Genomic DNA, 14,811 nt, shown 5'->3' with positions numbered 1-14,811 from the left:
GAATCAAGAGAGGGCGCGCCTTGCCATAGCGGCGCGCTGCTGTCAAAAGCCGCGCGCTTTATTGGCCCTCCCCAATGCGAAAGACTTGAACGTGTCCTCACACGACCTTGCGCAAATGCGCCCCCGCCGCTTCACCGCCAATGGCCCGCTGAAGGGCCGCATCCGCGTGCCGGGCGACAAATCGATCAGCCACCGCTCAATCATGCTGGGCGCACTGGCGGTGGGCGAGACGCGGGTGACCGGGCTGCTGGAGGGCGAGGACGTGCTTTCCACTGCGGCCGCCATGCGCGCGATGGGCGCAACGATTGAGCGCGATGCAGACGGTATGTGGCACGTGCACGGCGTGGGCGTGGGCGGGCTGCTGCAACCGCAAAGTGCGCTCGACATGGGCAATTCCGGCACGTCCACGCGGCTGTTGATGGGGCTTGTCGCCACGCATCCGATTACCGCGACGTTCGTGGGCGATGGTTCGCTGTCCAAGCGGCCGATGGGGCGCGTGATCGATCCGCTGTCCACAATGGGCGCGGAGTTTACCGCCAGCCCCGGCGGGCGGCTCCCCCTCACCCTGCGCGGAATTTCGCCTGCGGTGCCCATTGAATACCGGCTGCCGGTGGCATCGGCGCAAGTGAAGAGCGCCATTCTGCTTGCCGGGCTGAACACACCAGGGATCACCACCGTGATCGAGCCGATCCCCACGCGCGACCATTCGGAACGGATGCTGCGCGGGTTTGGTGCGGAGTTGACGGTTGATTTGGCCGATGACGGCGCGCGGGTGATCCGCGTGCGTGGTGAGGCGGAACTGAAGCCGCAGGATATTGTGGTGCCGGGCGATCCATCGTCTGCCGCGTTCTTTGTGGTGGCGGCGCTGCTGGTCGAAGGGTCTGACCTTGTGGTGGAGAACGTGGGGCTGAACCCCACGCGTGCAGCGCTGTTCGATGTGCTGCGGTTGATGGGCGGGAGCATCGAGGAACTGGATCGGCGCGATGTGGGCGGCGAGCCGGTGGCCGACCTGCGCGTGCGCCATTCGCTGCTGACCGGCATTGATGTGGACCCCGCCGTGGTGCCGAGCATGGTGGACGAATTCCCGGTGCTGTTCGTGGCCGCCGCGCTGGCCAAGGGGCGCACGGTGACCACCGGCCTTGAAGAACTGCGCGTGAAGGAAAGCGACCGGATCAGCGCGATGCGCGCTGCGCTGGAACTGGTGGGCGCGATCGTGACCGAGACCGAAGACGGACTGATCATCGATGGCACCGGCGGCGATCCGCTGCCCGGCACCGCCGAGGACGCACGCGTCGTCACACACCTTGACCACCGCATTGCCATGAGCATGGCGATTGCCGGCATTGCCAGCAAGCGCGGCGTGGAAGTGGACGACACGCGGCCCATCGCCACCAGCTTTCCGGTGTTCGAGAGCCTGCTCGACGGAGCCAGAGCCGCATGATCATCGCCGTGGATGGCCCGACCGCTTCAGGCAAGGGCACCATTGCCAAGGCGCTGGCCGCGCATTTCGGCCTGCCGCATCTGGACACAGGCCTGCTCTATCGCGCGGTGGGTCGGCAGGTGATGCTGAGCGGCGGCAATCCCGATGATGCGCCCGCCGCGCTGGCAGCCTGCGATTTTGCGGAAAGCGTGCTGGACGATCCCGAACTGCGCAGCGAAGAAGCCGGCGGCTATGCCAGCCGTGTTTCGGTGCATCCTGCCGTGCGCGCGGCGCTGCTGGCGCGGCAGCAGGCCTTTGCGAACCAGCCCGGTGGCGCAGTGCTGGACGGACGCGACATTGCCACCGTGATTGCCCCCCACGCGGACGCCAAGCTGTTCGTCACCGCCAGTGTCAGCGCGCGCGCGATGCGGCGCTGGGTTGAGATGCGCGGGCTGGGCAAAGATGTGGAACGCGAGGCGATTGAAGCCGATCTGGCCGCACGCGACGAGCGCGATCGGAACCGGACGGAGGCACCGTTGCGGCAGGCCGAAGGCGCAGCGTTGCTGGATACATCTAAACTGACGAAGGAGATGGCGGTGGCGATGGCAATTGCGCTGGTAGAAAAGCAGATGGCGGCGCGCTGAACGCAGGCTGGCCGATCCTTGCTGCTGTGGGTCGCAAAGAGGCGACCCAAAGCGAATTAGCGCAATCTTAATCGTGATGCGGGACTTTCTGCCAGCATAGCAGGCAGTCGAGGAGCGCCGTCATGTTGAAGCTGTTCCAGAGCATGGGTCACATGGTCCGGGCCATGATCGCCTTCGGCTTTGCCGCATTCTGGGGCTATTGTGCGTGGCAGTGGCATGAGTTGGGCGAGGCTGGCCCCGGCATGCCGACCGTTATCGGCACGGCTACTTTTGCCATGCTGGCGGGGCTTGGCGGCATGGTGAGCCTGTTGCGCGTAGGATTCACCGCCACCACGCCAGCGGCAGCAGCGTTAAAGACCAACAAGTGGGATGAAGAACCGCGCACGGACTTCGATGCAGATGCCGTGATCGCTCGCCATCTGGCCAAGCGTCAGGCCTCTGACGCTGCCGCACCTGCGCCTGAAGCTGCATCCGAAACGCGCGACGTCCCTGGTGCACCGACATTTGGCCGCAAGCGCGTCATGTAATCCTATCGGGCGCAATCGTTGCTTGTGCCTGAACTGTTGTTGCAGAACGTCCCGCCCATGTTCATGCCGCCGAACATCGCGGCCATGGATACCGGGTTGAACGTGTTCGCATATTTGCGCCAGTTGCCATCGGCAGGCCAGTGGAACACCAGCAAGGCCGCCATGACCGCCGCAACCGGCACGCGCAATTCCGGCTTCAGGCCGAACAGGTTGCGATCATCCTTGGTGCGCCATTCGAACCAGTCGTTGCACTGCGAGACGTAGGCTTTGTAGCCCTTCCAGTCAGTCAGCATCATGACCAGCAACGCATTGTTATCGATCAATGGGGGCTTTTCACGCGGCTTTTCCTCGGGCGGGGCCACCGGGACGAAATGCTCTGCGCTATACCGCCGCCCGAACCGTACGCGCCCTTCTGCCGGTAAGCCCCCGGCAGCGCCGTTGCGAGTATCGCGCCGCGCCCGGCCCGGTTGCATCAATGCGCCGCTTAGTTGCGTGATCGTCTGCAGCCTTTCGAGCACCGCCGGATGGCTTCCCCCATCGGTGTCACTGCGCCCATCGAACAGCACATCGTCAAACGGTTCACTGCCTGCAAAAGCGCCTTTGCCGCCGATCTTTGCCAGCGCCGAATGCAGCGCATCGGGCCGGTGTGTCACGCGGATGGCGTCGGCATCAGCGATATGAAAGCGCGAAAGCTTCACGCTGCGCCGCGCCATCCGTGCGATTTCCAACGAAGCCTTGGTGATCATGCCCGATAGCAGCAGGATCGTCAGAAAAGGCGGCAGGAAGACCACGATGATCAGTTGCCGCCAGTCCTCTATGCGAAACACGTTATTCACCTGCAGCAGCACTGCTGTGCGCATCAATGCGAAGTTTGCCGCCAAGACGCGCGTATCGCCATTGCGGATTTGCGAGGCAAGGTTGGCCAGCACTGCCGCCAGTTCATCGTCATCCAACTGTTGCAACAGGCCCCGGGTCACCGCGATCAGGCCTTTCTGCGGCCCTTCGCCAACGGCCAACGCATTGGGCTGTGCCACTTCGATGATGCCGAAGCGCGGGGCACGGATGCCCAGCGCAATGCACTGCTCTTCAGCAATGTCTATAAATCGCCGCTCATCGATCCGCGACACATCCTGCACCGAAAGCTTGGTGCGGATCGCCTCGGCGTGCGAGCCATAGAGCCACACGAACAGCGCCGCTGAAATCGCGGTCATCGGCAGGCCATAGCGAACAAAGTAGCCCACAGGATCGACGAGGATCACGTGCGCCGGATCGAACATCAGCAGTGGCAGCATCGCCACCAGCCCACCGATCATGTGGACCGACAGCACATAGAGCCCGAATACCTGCCAGAAGCGGTTCCGGTTTTCGTGCGTATGCGTGACGAAGCCTTTTGCGCCACCCCCGGTTAACCCGCCCGGCGCTGCCAAAGGTGCGCCGCCAGCTTGCAGTTCCGCCGCCATCTTCGCCGCCTTCAGAACGAGGCGACTACAGGTTCGCTATACTGCGCCCGCTTTTCGCCCAGGCTGAACTTCTCGTGCCGCGCTGTCTTGGCCATGCCGTCGATCAGGTTGTAGGGGAAGGACCGGCGCACCGCGTTCAGCTCTTCCACCGACAGGTTGTAAAACTTGCGCGCGGCATTGATCCGGTCTTCCATCCGCACCATTTCGGCCCGCAACTCGCGGAAATGCACGGAGCTGGCCAATTCAGGATAGTTCTCGGTGATCGCCCACAGGTTGTTCAGCGATTGCCCGACCTGCAGTTCCGCTTCGAGCCGAGCGTTCCCGGCAGAGGCCATCGCGCGGGCGCGCGCGTCGATCACATCGCTCAGCACCTTGTGCTCCTGCGCGGCGAAGCCTTTGGTCGTGGCGATCAGGTTGGGGATCAGTTCGTGCCGTTCGGCCAGAATGGCGTCGATATCACCAAAGGCCGCGCCGCAGCGCTCGTCCAGTTCGCCCAGCAAGGCATGCTGGCTCCGCAGCTTCAGCAGGGCCAGCACCACCACGATCACCAGCAGCCAAAGCCACCACAGATCAAGCAGGAAGTTGGTCGAATCGACCGATCGATCAAAAATTCGGGTTGCTTCCGAAAATGTCTTATCCTGTTGTGCTGTCGCCACGTGCCAGTCCCCTGCCAATCGTGGCGACAGGATAATCTGCACTTCCTTTGCAGACGGTTAAACGCCGCCAGACCGGCAGATTAGCAAGCGACTATCCTCAGAAGGCGAAGCGCAGCGATGTCTGCACCGTCCGTCCGTTTGCTGCGCGGGCAAAGCCGATGCCATTTGCCGGAACGCTGGCCTGGTTGACTTCGAAGATGCCGAGCGTGTTGAACAGGTTCTGCGCGCTGACCGTCAACCGCAGGTTCCCGGCGGGCTGAGCCTCGATAAAGGCGCCCACGGTGGTGAAGCCCGGCATGCGCAGGAGGTTGCTGTCCTGAGCATAGGACCCGGTGATCGTGACAATGTTGGCCCCGGCAGCAAATGTGCCAAAATCGATCTGCGGCACGGCGACAAGCACCCAGTCTGGTTGGTGGCGCGGCTCGTTGCCGGTCAGCGCGGGGTTGAGCCGGTCCTCGGTGATCTTGGCCTTGGTATAAGTTGCCGCCAGCATCAGGTTGAATGGCCCGTGGGTGAAGTTGCCTTCCAATTCGACACCTTCGGCTGTGTAAGTGCGGTCGGTAGCGTTGGCCGCGCCGTTAAGGACATTCTGGTCCTCGGCCTCGACATGAAACACCGTGCCGTTAACGGTGATGCCACCGCGGCGAAGTTTGAAGCCAGCCTCGTACTGGATCACCGTGTCCTGCCGATCAGGCGCTGCGACATTGCCGGTCAGCGCATCGACGGTGGGGGTGAACAGGATTTTGTCGGCCGCAGCACGCGCCCCGCGGCTATAGCGGGCGAAGACCGAGAAGGGTTCGGCCACGCGGTAGTTCACACCCGCTGAATAATTCAGGTAGCCATAGTCGTAATTGACCGGCGCAGGCCGATCGAGCGGCAGGAACGCGGTGCGTGTCTCAGCCGGATTGATTGTGCCATCGCGGTTGAAATCGAAACTGGTCAGGCCTGCACGCCCGCCGCCCAGATCTGCACCGAACAACTGCCCGCGCACCCGCCCGGTATCGTACCGCAAGCTGCCGCCGATGGCGAGTTTGCCAACGTGGAAGTTGAGCGAACCATAAGGTGCGAGCACGCGGTAATCGACCTTGAAGATGCGCCGGAACAGGCTGGATTCACGCCCGAAGGCAAAATAGCCGTTAAGCGTTTGCGGTTGGCCTGCGGCGTTGAAAATATCGACCTGCGCGGTCTGGCCATCGCCTGCCGCGTCCACGATCATCGCGGTGTGAAGCCATGTCGTGTCGAGTTCCTGCGTGGCAAGGTAAAGGCCGCCGGTGGTGGTCAGCTTGCCGCCGCCCACATCCCACACGCGGGTGGCGCGCAAGTCGTTGGTGAAGTTGTCGAGCGAGTTGGCCTGAACGAAGCTGACGAAATACAGCGAAAGGAGGCCATTGCCGTTGATCATGCTGCCGTTCGGGATGGCTTGCCCGGCAAGCGGGCCGCTGGCGTAGGCAGCAGTCGACCCGGGCCCACCGATCGAGTTGGCGAAGGCAGAAACGGTGTTCTGACGATTGGGGAACATGCGACTGAAATCGCCGCCGTTGACCGCATAGCGCGCGCGTTCGGTGATGGTCCAGTCACCCAGTTCGAACGATGCTTCAAAGCCGATTGAGCGCGACTTGGCGCTCTGACCGGTATTGATCGGCAGGGCGACGGGCTGGTTGTTGCGATCAAGCGTTACGACCGGGCCGAGGAATGGCGACAGCGTCGAATCCTGGCGCAAGTCGAAGCCGGGAAAACTGCTGAACACCGGAGCCTCGTTGGTGCCGGTGATGTTTACAGCGTAAGGGGCAAAGGTTGGCGAGCGGTCATCGAGCACCTTAAAGTAGGCGCGGATGTAGCCGCCTTCGAACGTGCGGGTAATGTTGGCCTTGATCTGGCCACCGCGCCAGCCGGTGAAGCCGATGTCGCGCGGGCCGGTGCCCTGCCGGTAGAAGCCACCGATGTGGAAGCGGGTATTCTCACCCAGCTTGGCACCATAATCAAAATCGAGCCGCTTTTCATCGAAGTCGAGCCCAGCGGTGATCTGTGCGCGGCCACCTTCCTGTTCGCCAGTGCGCGAGATGACATTGATGATCCCGCCCGGCGAGTTTGAGGCAAAAGTCGAGGCAGAGCCCCCGCGGATCGTCTCGATCGCATTCACGGTGAAATCGTTTCGGAGATAGACGTCGGTGGCTACGTTGAAGAGATCGCCGAATTCGAGCACCGGCAGGCCATCTTCTTGAAACTGCATATACTTCGAACCACCAGCAGCCAGCGGCAGGCCACGCACGGTGTAGTTGTTGTTGCCCTCGCCAATCCCAGTGGCCACGCGCAGGCCCGCCATGGTCCGCAGCACATCGCCCAGCGGGCGCGGACCGAAGCGGTCGATATCGTCGCCCTTCAGCGAAGAGGTCGATGTTGCGCTGTCGAGCCGGTCGCGGCCCTTGGCCATGCCGGTGGAGAAGATTTCGGCGACCGGTTTCGCTTTGGCCACATCGGCATCCACGGTCTTGCTCTCGTTGCCGGTGTCGGCCCCGGTCTGCGCGTCGGTAATATTCCTGCCTCCGTCATCGGCCAAGGCTGGCGCGGAAAGGACCCCGCTGAGCGTAAGGGCGAGCAAGGTTTTCAGATGTCTCATGGCAGGTTCCCCCAGTCGTTTCGGCACAACCTCCAGCGTAGATCGATGGGTTGCGTGTTGCCTGATAGTCCCGAGGGTGTTTGCACTTGTGAAAGCGCGCCTAGGGGGTGGCGCTAGGGAAAACCGCACCGCTATGGTTAACGAAGCGCTACACCACGCGCACGCTCCAAGCCGCCGCAGGCACAGAGCAACCGATCAGCCCCATTTTCCTTGCTTTTCCTGAGCCCTCCGCCTAAGCGCCGGCGGTCCGCAATGGCCTTGGCCAGATCGGATGCCTTCGGCAGCATCCGGCTCCGTGGGCAGTTCGGCCCTTTTTGGCCCACGGTTCGCATGGTGCGGCACGTGGAGGAAAGACCGGCGGAAACAACCGCCTGGCCGGGATACTTGTTACAGGAAGCTTTGAATATGGCTACCAATCCGTCGCGCGACGATTTCGCCGCGATGCTTGACGAATCGCTTGGCGGAGCCGCCAACGGTGGCTTTGAAGGCCGCGTCGTCAAAGGCACCATTACCGCAATTGAAAACGACAAGGCCGTCATCGACGTAGGTTTGAAGAGCGAGGGCCGCGTTGCCCTGCGTGAATTCGCCTCGCCCGGCCAGCCGCACGGCCTTTCGGTCGGCGATGAAGTGGAAGTTTATGTCGACCGCGTCGAGAACGCTGACGGCGAAGCGATGCTCTCGCGCGACCGCGCTCGCCGCGAAGCCGCATGGGACAAGCTTGAAAACGAATTCGGCGAAGGCAAGCGCGTTGAAGGCGTGATCTTCGGCCGCGTGAAGGGCGGCTTCACGGTCGACCTCGACGGCGCCGTGGCGTTCCTGCCTGGTTCGCAAGTCGATATCCGCCCCGTGCGCGATGTGACCCCGTTGATGGACATGCCCCAGCCGTTCCAGATCCTGAAGATGGATCGCCGCCGTGGCAACATCGTGGTTTCGCGCCGCGCAGTCCTCGAAGAAACCCGCGCCGAACAGCGTTCGGGCCTGATCATGAACCTCAAGGAAGGCCAGATCATCGACGGCGTGGTCAAGAACATCACCGATTACGGTGCGTTCGTTGATCTTGGCGGCATCGACGGCCTGCTGCACGTGACGGACATGAGCTACAAGCGCGTGAACCATCCTTCGGAAGTGATCGCCATCGGCGACACGGTGAAGGTGCAGATCGTTCGCATCAACCAGGACACGCAGCGCATCAGCCTGGGCATGAAGCAGCTGGAAAGCGATCCTTGGGATGGCGTGGCTGCGAAGTATCCGGTGGGTGCAAAGCTTTCGGGCGTTGTCACCAACATCACCGAATACGGCGCGTTCGTGGAACTGGAAGCTGGCATCGAAGGCCTGGTCCATGTTTCGGAAATGTCGTGGACCAAGAAGAACGTCCACCCCGGCAAGATCGTTTCGACCTCACAGGAAGTCGACGTGCTCGTGCTCGAAGTCGACAGCGACAAGCGCCGTATCTCGCTTGGCCTCAAGCAGGCACAGCAGAACCCGTGGGAAGCGTTTGCAGACAAGCACCCGGTCGGTTCGACCGTGGAAGGCGAAGTCAAGAACGCCACCGAGTTCGGCCTGTTCATCGGTCTGGACGGCGACGTGGACGGCATGGTCCACATGTCGGATATCGCATGGGGCATCTCGGGCGAAGACGCGCTGGCCCTGCACCGCAAGGGCGAGCAGGTTTCGGCCGTCGTGCTCGACGTGGATGTGGAAAAGGAACGCATCAGCCTTGGCATGAAGCAGCTTGAAAAGGGTGCTCCGGCCGCCGGTGGCGTTGCTGCAAGCGCAACCGGATCGCTGCGCCGCGGTGAAGTGACCACGGTGACCGTGCTTGAAGTGCGCGATGGCGGGCTTGAAGTGCAGGCTGGCGAAGACGGCGCAACCGGCTTCATCAAGCGTTCGGACCTGGGCCGTGATCGTGACGAACAGCGTCCCGACCGCTTCCAGGTTGGCCAGAAGCTCGATGCGATGGTCACCGGCTTCGACCGTTCGAAGAAGCCCAACTTCTCGGTCAAGGCGCGTCAGCTCCATGAAGAGAAGGAAGCGGTGGAACAGTATGGTTCGTCGGATGCCGGCGCTTCGCTGGGCGACATCCTGGGTGCGGCGCTGAAGGCTCGCAACTAAGAGTGTTCAGCTTGTGCGTCCCCGCGAAGGCGGGGACCTCAGGCCACCAAGCGCCACGCCGACTGAGGCCCCCGAGTTTACCCTGAGCGGCTGGCTTGCCAGCCAGCCGAAGGGCGGGGGAGCGGTTGGTGAGACAAAGCAAGGCCCGTCCGGAGAAATCCGGGCGGGCTTTTGCTTTGTGGCGCGCAGGCGGCTAAGCTGAGGGCATGACACTACAGATCCACCAGTTCCCGTGCCTGTCCGACAACTACGGCTTCCTTGTGCATGACCCTGCGAGCGGGGAGACGGCGTGCATCGATACGCCTGATGCGCAGGCTTACTTGCGCGAGGCGGAGGCGAAAGGGTGGAGGATTACGCAGATCTGGAACACGCACTGGCATCCTGACCATGCGGGCGGGAACGGGGCGATCAAGGCGGCGACGGGCTGTTTGATCGTGGCGCCTGCGGGGGACGCGGCGAAGATTGCAGGTGTGGACCGAGTGGTGACACAGGGCGATGTGGTCGCGCTTGGGGCGTACTCTGCACACGTGATCGATGTCGGCGGGCACACGTTGGGGCACATCGCCTATCATGTGCCTGAGGCGGCGGTGGCGTTCGTGGGCGACGCTTTGTTTCCGCTAGGCTGCGGGCGCATGTTTGAAGGGACGCCCGATCAGTTCTGGGCCAGCCTTTCCCGGCTGAAGGCTTTGCCGGTGGAGACGACACTTTACAGCGCGCATGAGTACACGCAGGCCAACGCGCGATTTGCGGTGTTTGCCGATCCCGACAATGCGGCCTTGCTGGCCTATGCCGATGAGGTGGAAGAGAAGCGTGCTCGGGGTGAGTGGACGGTACCGACCACGCTTGGTGCCGAACTGGCCGCCAACCCGTTCCTGCGTGCGGATGATGCGGACATGGCCGACCGATGGGGCGGTGCATCCCCGGTGGAGACATTTGCCGCGTTGCGCACCGCCAAGGACACTTTCCGCTGACGCTGTTCCTGCTAAGGACAGGCTGACCCGGGGGACGTATTTTGGTGAACGACAGGAAGATCATCCGTGTAACGTCGTTCGACGTGGCCGAGGCGGCGGGCGTGAGCCAATCCACGGTAAGCCGTGCGCTGGCAGGCGATACATCGATCAGTGAGCCGACGCGCCAGCGCGTGATCGAGGCAGCGCGGCGGCTGAACTATCAGGTGGACGAGAACGCGGCGCGGCTGCGGCGCGGGCGCACGGGCACGCTGGCGGTGGTGATGATCTGCCGCGAGGCGCAGGACCGCAAGGACATCAACCCGTTCTATTTCTCGCTGCTGGGCAGCACGTGCGCGGCGGCATCGGCGCGCGGGTATGAGACGCTGGTGGCGTTTCAGGATGCGCCAGAGAACTTCTGGGGGCACTTTCAGGAGCGGCGCAAAGCCGATGGGATGATCGTGATCGGCACGACCACGAATACAAAGGCGTGGGACTATTTCCGTGACATGCCGCAGGGCACGCACTGGACCTGCTGGGGATCGCCCGACAACGACATGCCGTGGGTGCGCAGCGACAACCTTTCAGGCGCAACGCTGGCCACGCGGCACCTGCTGGTGCGCGGGTACAAGCAGATCGTGTGCATCGGTTCGGCCACATCGCCGCAGCGGCAGTTTCAGGAGCGCTATGAAGGCTATGCCGAGGCCATGCTCTCAGCCGGGCTGGAGCCGCGGCTGCAACAGGTGGACAGCGGGCTGGCGCGCGAGGAGCAGGGGCGGCTTGCGGCGATTGCCTTGGCCGAAAGCGGAGAGCCGTTCGACGCGATCTTTGCGGTGTGCGACGAAATGGCGCTCGGCGCGCTGAAGGAATTGACGGCGCGGGGCTATGCCATCCCCGATCAGGTGGGCATCATCGGCTTTGACGGCATCCGTGCGGGCGCATGGTCTACCCCTCCCCTCACCTCGATCGAACCCGACTTCCAGATGGCTGGCGCGCTGCTGGTGGAGCAGTTGCTGGCGAAGATAAACGGGACGGAAGGATCTGGGCGGCGCGTGCCGGTGCGGTTGGTGATACGGGGGTCTACGCGGGCTTGAGGCCGCTTGAAGATCGACGGCATTTGTATTACTTTTTGGTACTCTCCTTTTTGAAAGGGTCGATTGTGCCGCGCAACACGTCCGTCACCATTGGTGAACACTTTACCAATTTCATCGCCTCACAGGTCAAGACCGGACGTTATGGTTCGGCTAGCGATGTCGTGCGGGCGGGTCTTCGGCTGCTTGAAGACCATGAGGCCAAGGTGCGGGCGCTTGAGCAGGCTCTGATCGAAGGCGAAGAATCAGGTCAGCCGCAGCCGTTCGATTTCGATGAGTTTAAGGCGCGCAAACGTCGGGAATTCGAGGAACGATGAAAGCTCTGCGGTTTTCGCCAGCAGCTTATGCAGACATTGATAAGATCTGGGATTACACGGCTGAACAGTGGTCTGTGGATCAAGCTGAGAGCTATACGGACAACTTGCAGGACGCCTGCGAAAACATAGCGCGCGGCATCAGAACCGGCAGGGTTAGTGTTAGAGCGGGTCTATTCAAAAACCGCTGTGGTTCACACATGATCTACTACCGCATGACGAAAGATGAGGTTGAAATCATCCGCATCCTGCATGGCAAACAGGACGTTGAGCGTCACCTTTAATAGCAAACAAAAACCCCTCCCGGCTTTCACCGGAAGGGGTCTCGTATTCTTTCAGCCCTGATGCGCGGTTAGCAGATCAGTTCACCAGACCGGCGATGGCTCCATCTACCAGCGCCTTGTCGGCTCCGGCGGAGTGGTTCGTGGCAATCAGCTGGCGGGCTGCAGCCGTGGCGGCTTCGGCGGCCTTGGCGCGCAGGTCGTCCACGGCGGCGCGTTCGGCGGCGGCGATCTTGTCGGACGCCATCTTCTCGCGGCGGGTGATAGTCATGGCAGCGTCGGCTTCGGCCTTGGCGATGATCGCGGCGGCTTCGGTCTTTGCATGTTCGACCATCGACGCCGCGTCCTTTTCGGCGTTGGCGATCTTGGCAGCGTATTCAGCGCGCAGCTTTTCGGCTTCGGCGCGGAGCACCTTGGCTTCATCGAGCTGCTTGCGGATTGCGCCGATCTGCTTGTCGAGCCCGCCGACGATCAGACCTGGAACCTTCTTGTAAACAAGAATACCAAGGAAGATGGCCATCGACAGCGCGACCCATGCGCTTGGCCCGAGGCCCAGCGCAGAAGGTTCGACGTGGTGTTCGGCGGCGGCACCGTGTTCGACCACAGCGGTTGTTTCAACCGGATTAGCCATGCGCGAGAACTCCCTTCACGGCGGCGCGGGCTTCATCGGCAGGGATCGACAGGCCGGCGATGCGGCTTGCGATATCCTGCGCGGCTTCGGCGGCGACGCCTTCCACTTCGCCCAGCGCCGCAGCGCGAGCAGCGGCAATGCTGGCTTCGGCGGCTGTCACGGTCGCGTCAATGCGCGCCGCAGCAGCAGCGAGGCTGGCTTCGGTAGTCTTGGCGGCATCAGCCTTGGCCGCAGCGATAACGGCCTGGGCGGCAGCGCGCTGCTGGTTGGCCTGAACGCGCCATGCCTCTTCCTGCGCATCGGCGGCGGCCCGTGCAGCTTCGGCAGCGGCAAGGTCATCGGCGATCTGCTTGTCGCGGCCGTCCATCGTGGAGACGACCTTGGGCAGCATGCCCCGGCCGATCACGAAGAAGACGATGCCGAAAAACACCAGCAACCAGAAAATCTGGCCCGCATAAGTGTCTGCCAACTGGGTGATCTGCGGCATGCCGCCCTTCTTTTCAGGAGAAGGAAGGTTTGCTGCGGCTGAGGCAAGCTGCACGAGAAGAGACATGATGTTGCCCGTTTGCGTGCCGGACAACTGCGCCGGTTGGCGCAATCGTCCGGTCAGTCATTTGTCAGTCTTAGGCGACGAAGATCAGGATCATCGCGACGACGAACGAGAGCAGGCCCAGAAGTTCGGCGGCGGCGAAGCCGATGAACAGGCGGCCCTGCTGGCCATCAGCGGCGCCGGGGTTACGGAGCGCGCCTTCGAGGAACTTGGCAAACACGTTGCCCACGCCGAGCGAGGCAAGGCCTGCACCAACAGCAGCGAGACCAGCACCGAGCAGCTTTGCGCTTTCTGCGTCCATGTCAAAAAACTCCTTTTCAATCCGTCTGGATAAGTGTTGCGGGTTATTAGTGAAGGTTCTCGGCGTCGTTCAGATAGACGCAGGTGAGCAAGGCGAAGACATAGGCCTGAATGCCTGCCACCAGAAGTTCGAGCGCGCAGATGCCGATCATCAGCACGAAGCTGGGAAGGGCCGCGAGGAAGAAGATGCCAACGCCAGCATTGGTGCCAGAGATGACGAAGCCCGAGAGCACTTCGAGCAGCACGTGCCCGGCCATCATCGCCACGAAGAGACGCAGGCCGAGGCTGAACGGGCGCACCATGAACGAGATCAGCTCTATCGGGAAAATGATCGGGATCATCAGCACAGGTGTGCCGTGCGGCACGAACAGCGAGAAGAAGTGAAGGCCATGCTTGGCAAAGCCGACGCCGAGCACGATGGCAAAGCTCATCACTGCAAGCACGCCGGTGACCGTGAAGTGGCTGGTGGCCGTGAACGGGTGAACCCCGACCAGCGCCAGCGGCATCAGGCCAAGCATGTTGGCAAACAGGATGAAGGCGAAGAGCGAGAACACATAAGGCAGGTACTTGCGGCCAGCCTTGCCGATGTTAGCCATCAGCAGGTTGTCGACAAAGCCGGTAAGCCCTTCGACGGCCATCTGCCAGCGGCCCGGTACAAGATGCTGCTTGGCACCGCCAGCTACAAACACCACGATCGCAGCGGTGGTGATTGCCATCCACAGCGCCGAATTGGTGAACGCGATGTTGTACCCCCCGATAGCCCAGCTCTCGGTCCCGAAAAGGGTCTCAATCGTGAACTGGTGAACCGGATCGACCTTGCCTTCGGCCACGCGCAAAACCCCGTATCAGTCGAATACAACAACAGCGCCCTATTCGGGGCGCCGGCTCGAAATTCGGATGATGTTGCGGAAGGCCACGACGACCCCCATGAACAGCATCACCAATAACCCCCAAGGGCTTGTTCCGGCGAACTGGTCGATGACCCAGCCGATGAACGCGCCGCCTGCAAGACCCCCGATCAGCTCCGCCAGCACGCGGTTGCCCATGCGGTAATTCGCATCGGTTTCCCCGCCTGCCTTTGGCCGGTTGCGCTCCTCTTCCCGCTCTCGAAGGGCTTTCAGCCGCTTGTCGAGCGCGTCGATCCGCGCATCCTCGCCGATAGGCTCAATCCCGGACGGTTCTTCATCCATGCTTCTCTCCTGTCAGTTGCCCGACCAAAGTGCAGCATAAACGACGTATCACCGCCGAGGGCGCCGCCCCC

General features: G+C 62.4%; 16 protein-coding genes. 8 read left to right on the top strand and 8 right to left on the bottom strand.

Translation table 11 applies throughout. The features are described from left to right. The first annotated feature begins 115 nt into the window (after positions 1-115). From aroA to AC2A1F_RS12745, 3 genes are all read left to right on the top strand, one after another. Positions 116-1,441: a 3-phosphoshikimate 1-carboxyvinyltransferase gene (gene aroA / locus AC2A1F_RS12755; RefSeq protein WP_484209156.1), complete on the top strand. Its 1,326-nt coding sequence runs from the start codon at positions 116-118 to the stop codon at positions 1,439-1,441. After that, positions 1,438-2,064 (top strand): (d)CMP kinase, encoded by a 627-nt coding sequence (locus AC2A1F_RS12750; protein ID WP_484209155.1) that lies wholly within the window; start codon positions 1,438-1,440, stop codon positions 2,062-2,064. The genes aroA and AC2A1F_RS12750 overlap by 4 nt, the downstream gene beginning before the upstream one ends. 122 nt (positions 2,065-2,186) lie before the next feature. Further along, on the top strand, positions 2,187-2,591 hold the full coding sequence (locus AC2A1F_RS12745) for a hypothetical protein (RefSeq protein ID WP_484209154.1): 405 nt from the start codon (positions 2,187-2,189) through the stop codon (positions 2,589-2,591). A 2-nt stretch (positions 2,592-2,593) separates the two neighbouring features. On the opposite strand, the gene AC2A1F_RS12740 is transcribed toward AC2A1F_RS12745, so the two are convergent. The 3 genes from AC2A1F_RS12740 to AC2A1F_RS12730 all read right to left on the bottom strand — a co-directional run bounded on the left by AC2A1F_RS12740 (position 2,594) and on the right by AC2A1F_RS12730 (position 7,324). Then, positions 2,594-4,051, bottom strand: coding sequence for a M48 family metalloprotease (locus AC2A1F_RS12740; RefSeq protein WP_484209153.1), 1,458 nt, complete (start codon positions 4,049-4,051; stop codon positions 2,594-2,596). An 11-nt stretch (positions 4,052-4,062) separates the two neighbouring features. Next, positions 4,063-4,707 (bottom strand): LemA family protein, encoded by a 645-nt coding sequence (locus tag AC2A1F_RS12735; RefSeq protein ID WP_484209152.1) that lies wholly within the window; start codon positions 4,705-4,707, stop codon positions 4,063-4,065. A gap of 97 nt (positions 4,708-4,804) precedes the next feature. Further along, complete coding sequence (locus tag AC2A1F_RS12730; protein WP_484209151.1) at positions 4,805-7,324, bottom strand: TonB-dependent receptor domain-containing protein; 2,520 nt, start codon at positions 7,322-7,324, stop codon at positions 4,805-4,807. Between the two features lie 405 nt (positions 7,325-7,729). Between AC2A1F_RS12730 and rpsA the strand changes: the two genes are divergently transcribed. The 5 genes from rpsA to AC2A1F_RS12705 all read left to right on the top strand — a co-directional run bounded on the left by rpsA (position 7,730) and on the right by AC2A1F_RS12705 (position 12,072). Further along, entirely contained in the window at positions 7,730-9,436 is a 1,707-nt protein-coding gene (gene rpsA / locus AC2A1F_RS12725; RefSeq protein ID WP_484209150.1) for a 30S ribosomal protein S1, read from the top strand. 206 nt (positions 9,437-9,642) lie between these two features. Further along, a complete protein-coding gene (gloB, locus tag AC2A1F_RS12720; protein WP_484209149.1) occupies positions 9,643-10,407 on the top strand; it encodes a hydroxyacylglutathione hydrolase in 765 nt (254 codons plus the stop codon). A gap of 44 nt (positions 10,408-10,451) precedes the next feature. Continuing rightward, positions 10,452-11,477 (top strand): LacI family DNA-binding transcriptional regulator, encoded by a 1,026-nt coding sequence (locus AC2A1F_RS12715; RefSeq protein WP_484209148.1) that lies wholly within the window; start codon positions 10,452-10,454, stop codon positions 11,475-11,477. Continuing rightward, positions 11,474-11,791, top strand: a complete 318-nt coding sequence (locus AC2A1F_RS12710; RefSeq protein ID WP_484209147.1) for a type II toxin-antitoxin system ParD family antitoxin — start codon at positions 11,474-11,476, stop codon at positions 11,789-11,791. The genes AC2A1F_RS12715 and AC2A1F_RS12710 overlap by 4 nt, the downstream gene beginning before the upstream one ends. Then, on the top strand, positions 11,788-12,072 hold the full coding sequence (locus tag AC2A1F_RS12705; RefSeq protein WP_484209146.1) for a type II toxin-antitoxin system RelE/ParE family toxin: 285 nt from the start codon (positions 11,788-11,790) through the stop codon (positions 12,070-12,072). Before AC2A1F_RS12710 ends, AC2A1F_RS12705 begins: the two co-directional genes overlap by 4 nt. A gap of 76 nt (positions 12,073-12,148) precedes the next feature. On the opposite strand, the gene AC2A1F_RS12700 is transcribed toward AC2A1F_RS12705, so the two are convergent. From AC2A1F_RS12700 to AC2A1F_RS12680, 5 genes are all read right to left on the bottom strand, one after another. Beyond that, positions 12,149-12,700, bottom strand: a complete 552-nt coding sequence (locus AC2A1F_RS12700) for a F0F1 ATP synthase subunit B family protein (RefSeq protein ID WP_484209145.1) — start codon at positions 12,698-12,700, stop codon at positions 12,149-12,151. Further along, complete coding sequence (locus tag AC2A1F_RS12695) at positions 12,693-13,187, bottom strand: F0F1 ATP synthase subunit B family protein (RefSeq protein ID WP_484209590.1); 495 nt, start codon at positions 13,185-13,187, stop codon at positions 12,693-12,695. Before AC2A1F_RS12695 ends, AC2A1F_RS12700 begins: the two co-directional genes overlap by 8 nt. A gap of 136 nt (positions 13,188-13,323) precedes the next feature. Further along, positions 13,324-13,551, bottom strand: coding sequence for a F0F1 ATP synthase subunit C (locus AC2A1F_RS12690; protein WP_011444975.1), 228 nt, complete (start codon positions 13,549-13,551; stop codon positions 13,324-13,326). A gap of 46 nt (positions 13,552-13,597) precedes the next feature. Continuing rightward, complete coding sequence (locus tag AC2A1F_RS12685; RefSeq protein WP_484209144.1) at positions 13,598-14,380, bottom strand: F0F1 ATP synthase subunit A; 783 nt, start codon at positions 14,378-14,380, stop codon at positions 13,598-13,600. 39 nt (positions 14,381-14,419) lie between these two features. After that, on the bottom strand, positions 14,420-14,740 hold the full coding sequence (locus tag AC2A1F_RS12680) for an AtpZ/AtpI family protein (RefSeq protein ID WP_292632182.1): 321 nt from the start codon (positions 14,738-14,740) through the stop codon (positions 14,420-14,422). Between the last annotated feature and the right edge of the window lie 71 nt (positions 14,741-14,811).

Source organism: Novosphingobium sp. HNCC26BN242 (assembly GCF_057180525.1).
Note: the sequence above shows the minus strand (reverse complement) of the source record. Positions and strands in the feature narration are given on the sequence as shown.

Bases quoted from the DNA above. Each gene is read 5' to 3' on its own strand.
- AC2A1F_RS12740 (WP_484209153.1), bottom strand. From the start codon at position 4,051: ATGGCGGCGGAACTGCAAGCTGGCGGCGCACCTTTGGCAGCGCCGGGC.
- aroA (WP_484209156.1), top strand. From the start codon at position 116: ATGCGCCCCCGCCGCTTCACCGCCAATGGCCCGCTGAAGGGCCGCATC.
- AC2A1F_RS12695 (WP_484209590.1), bottom strand. From the start codon at position 13,187: ATGCCGCAGATCACCCAGTTGGCAGACACTTATGCGGGCCAGATTTTC.
- AC2A1F_RS12680 (WP_292632182.1), bottom strand. From the start codon at position 14,740: ATGGATGAAGAACCGTCCGGGATTGAGCCTATCGGCGAGGATGCGCGG.
- gloB (WP_484209149.1), top strand. From the start codon at position 9,643: ATGACACTACAGATCCACCAGTTCCCGTGCCTGTCCGACAACTACGGC.
- AC2A1F_RS12700 (WP_484209145.1), bottom strand. From the start codon at position 12,700: ATGGCTAATCCGGTTGAAACAACCGCTGTGGTCGAACACGGTGCCGCC.
- AC2A1F_RS12705 (WP_484209146.1), top strand. From the start codon at position 11,788: ATGAAAGCTCTGCGGTTTTCGCCAGCAGCTTATGCAGACATTGATAAG.
- AC2A1F_RS12690 (WP_011444975.1), bottom strand. From the start codon at position 13,551: ATGGACGCAGAAAGCGCAAAGCTGCTCGGTGCTGGTCTCGCTGCTGTT.
- AC2A1F_RS12745 (WP_484209154.1), top strand. From the start codon at position 2,187: ATGTTGAAGCTGTTCCAGAGCATGGGTCACATGGTCCGGGCCATGATC.
- AC2A1F_RS12730 (WP_484209151.1), bottom strand. From the start codon at position 7,324: ATGAGACATCTGAAAACCTTGCTCGCCCTTACGCTCAGCGGGGTCCTT.
- rpsA (WP_484209150.1), top strand. From the start codon at position 7,730: ATGGCTACCAATCCGTCGCGCGACGATTTCGCCGCGATGCTTGACGAA.
- AC2A1F_RS12750 (WP_484209155.1), top strand. From the start codon at position 1,438: ATGATCATCGCCGTGGATGGCCCGACCGCTTCAGGCAAGGGCACCATT.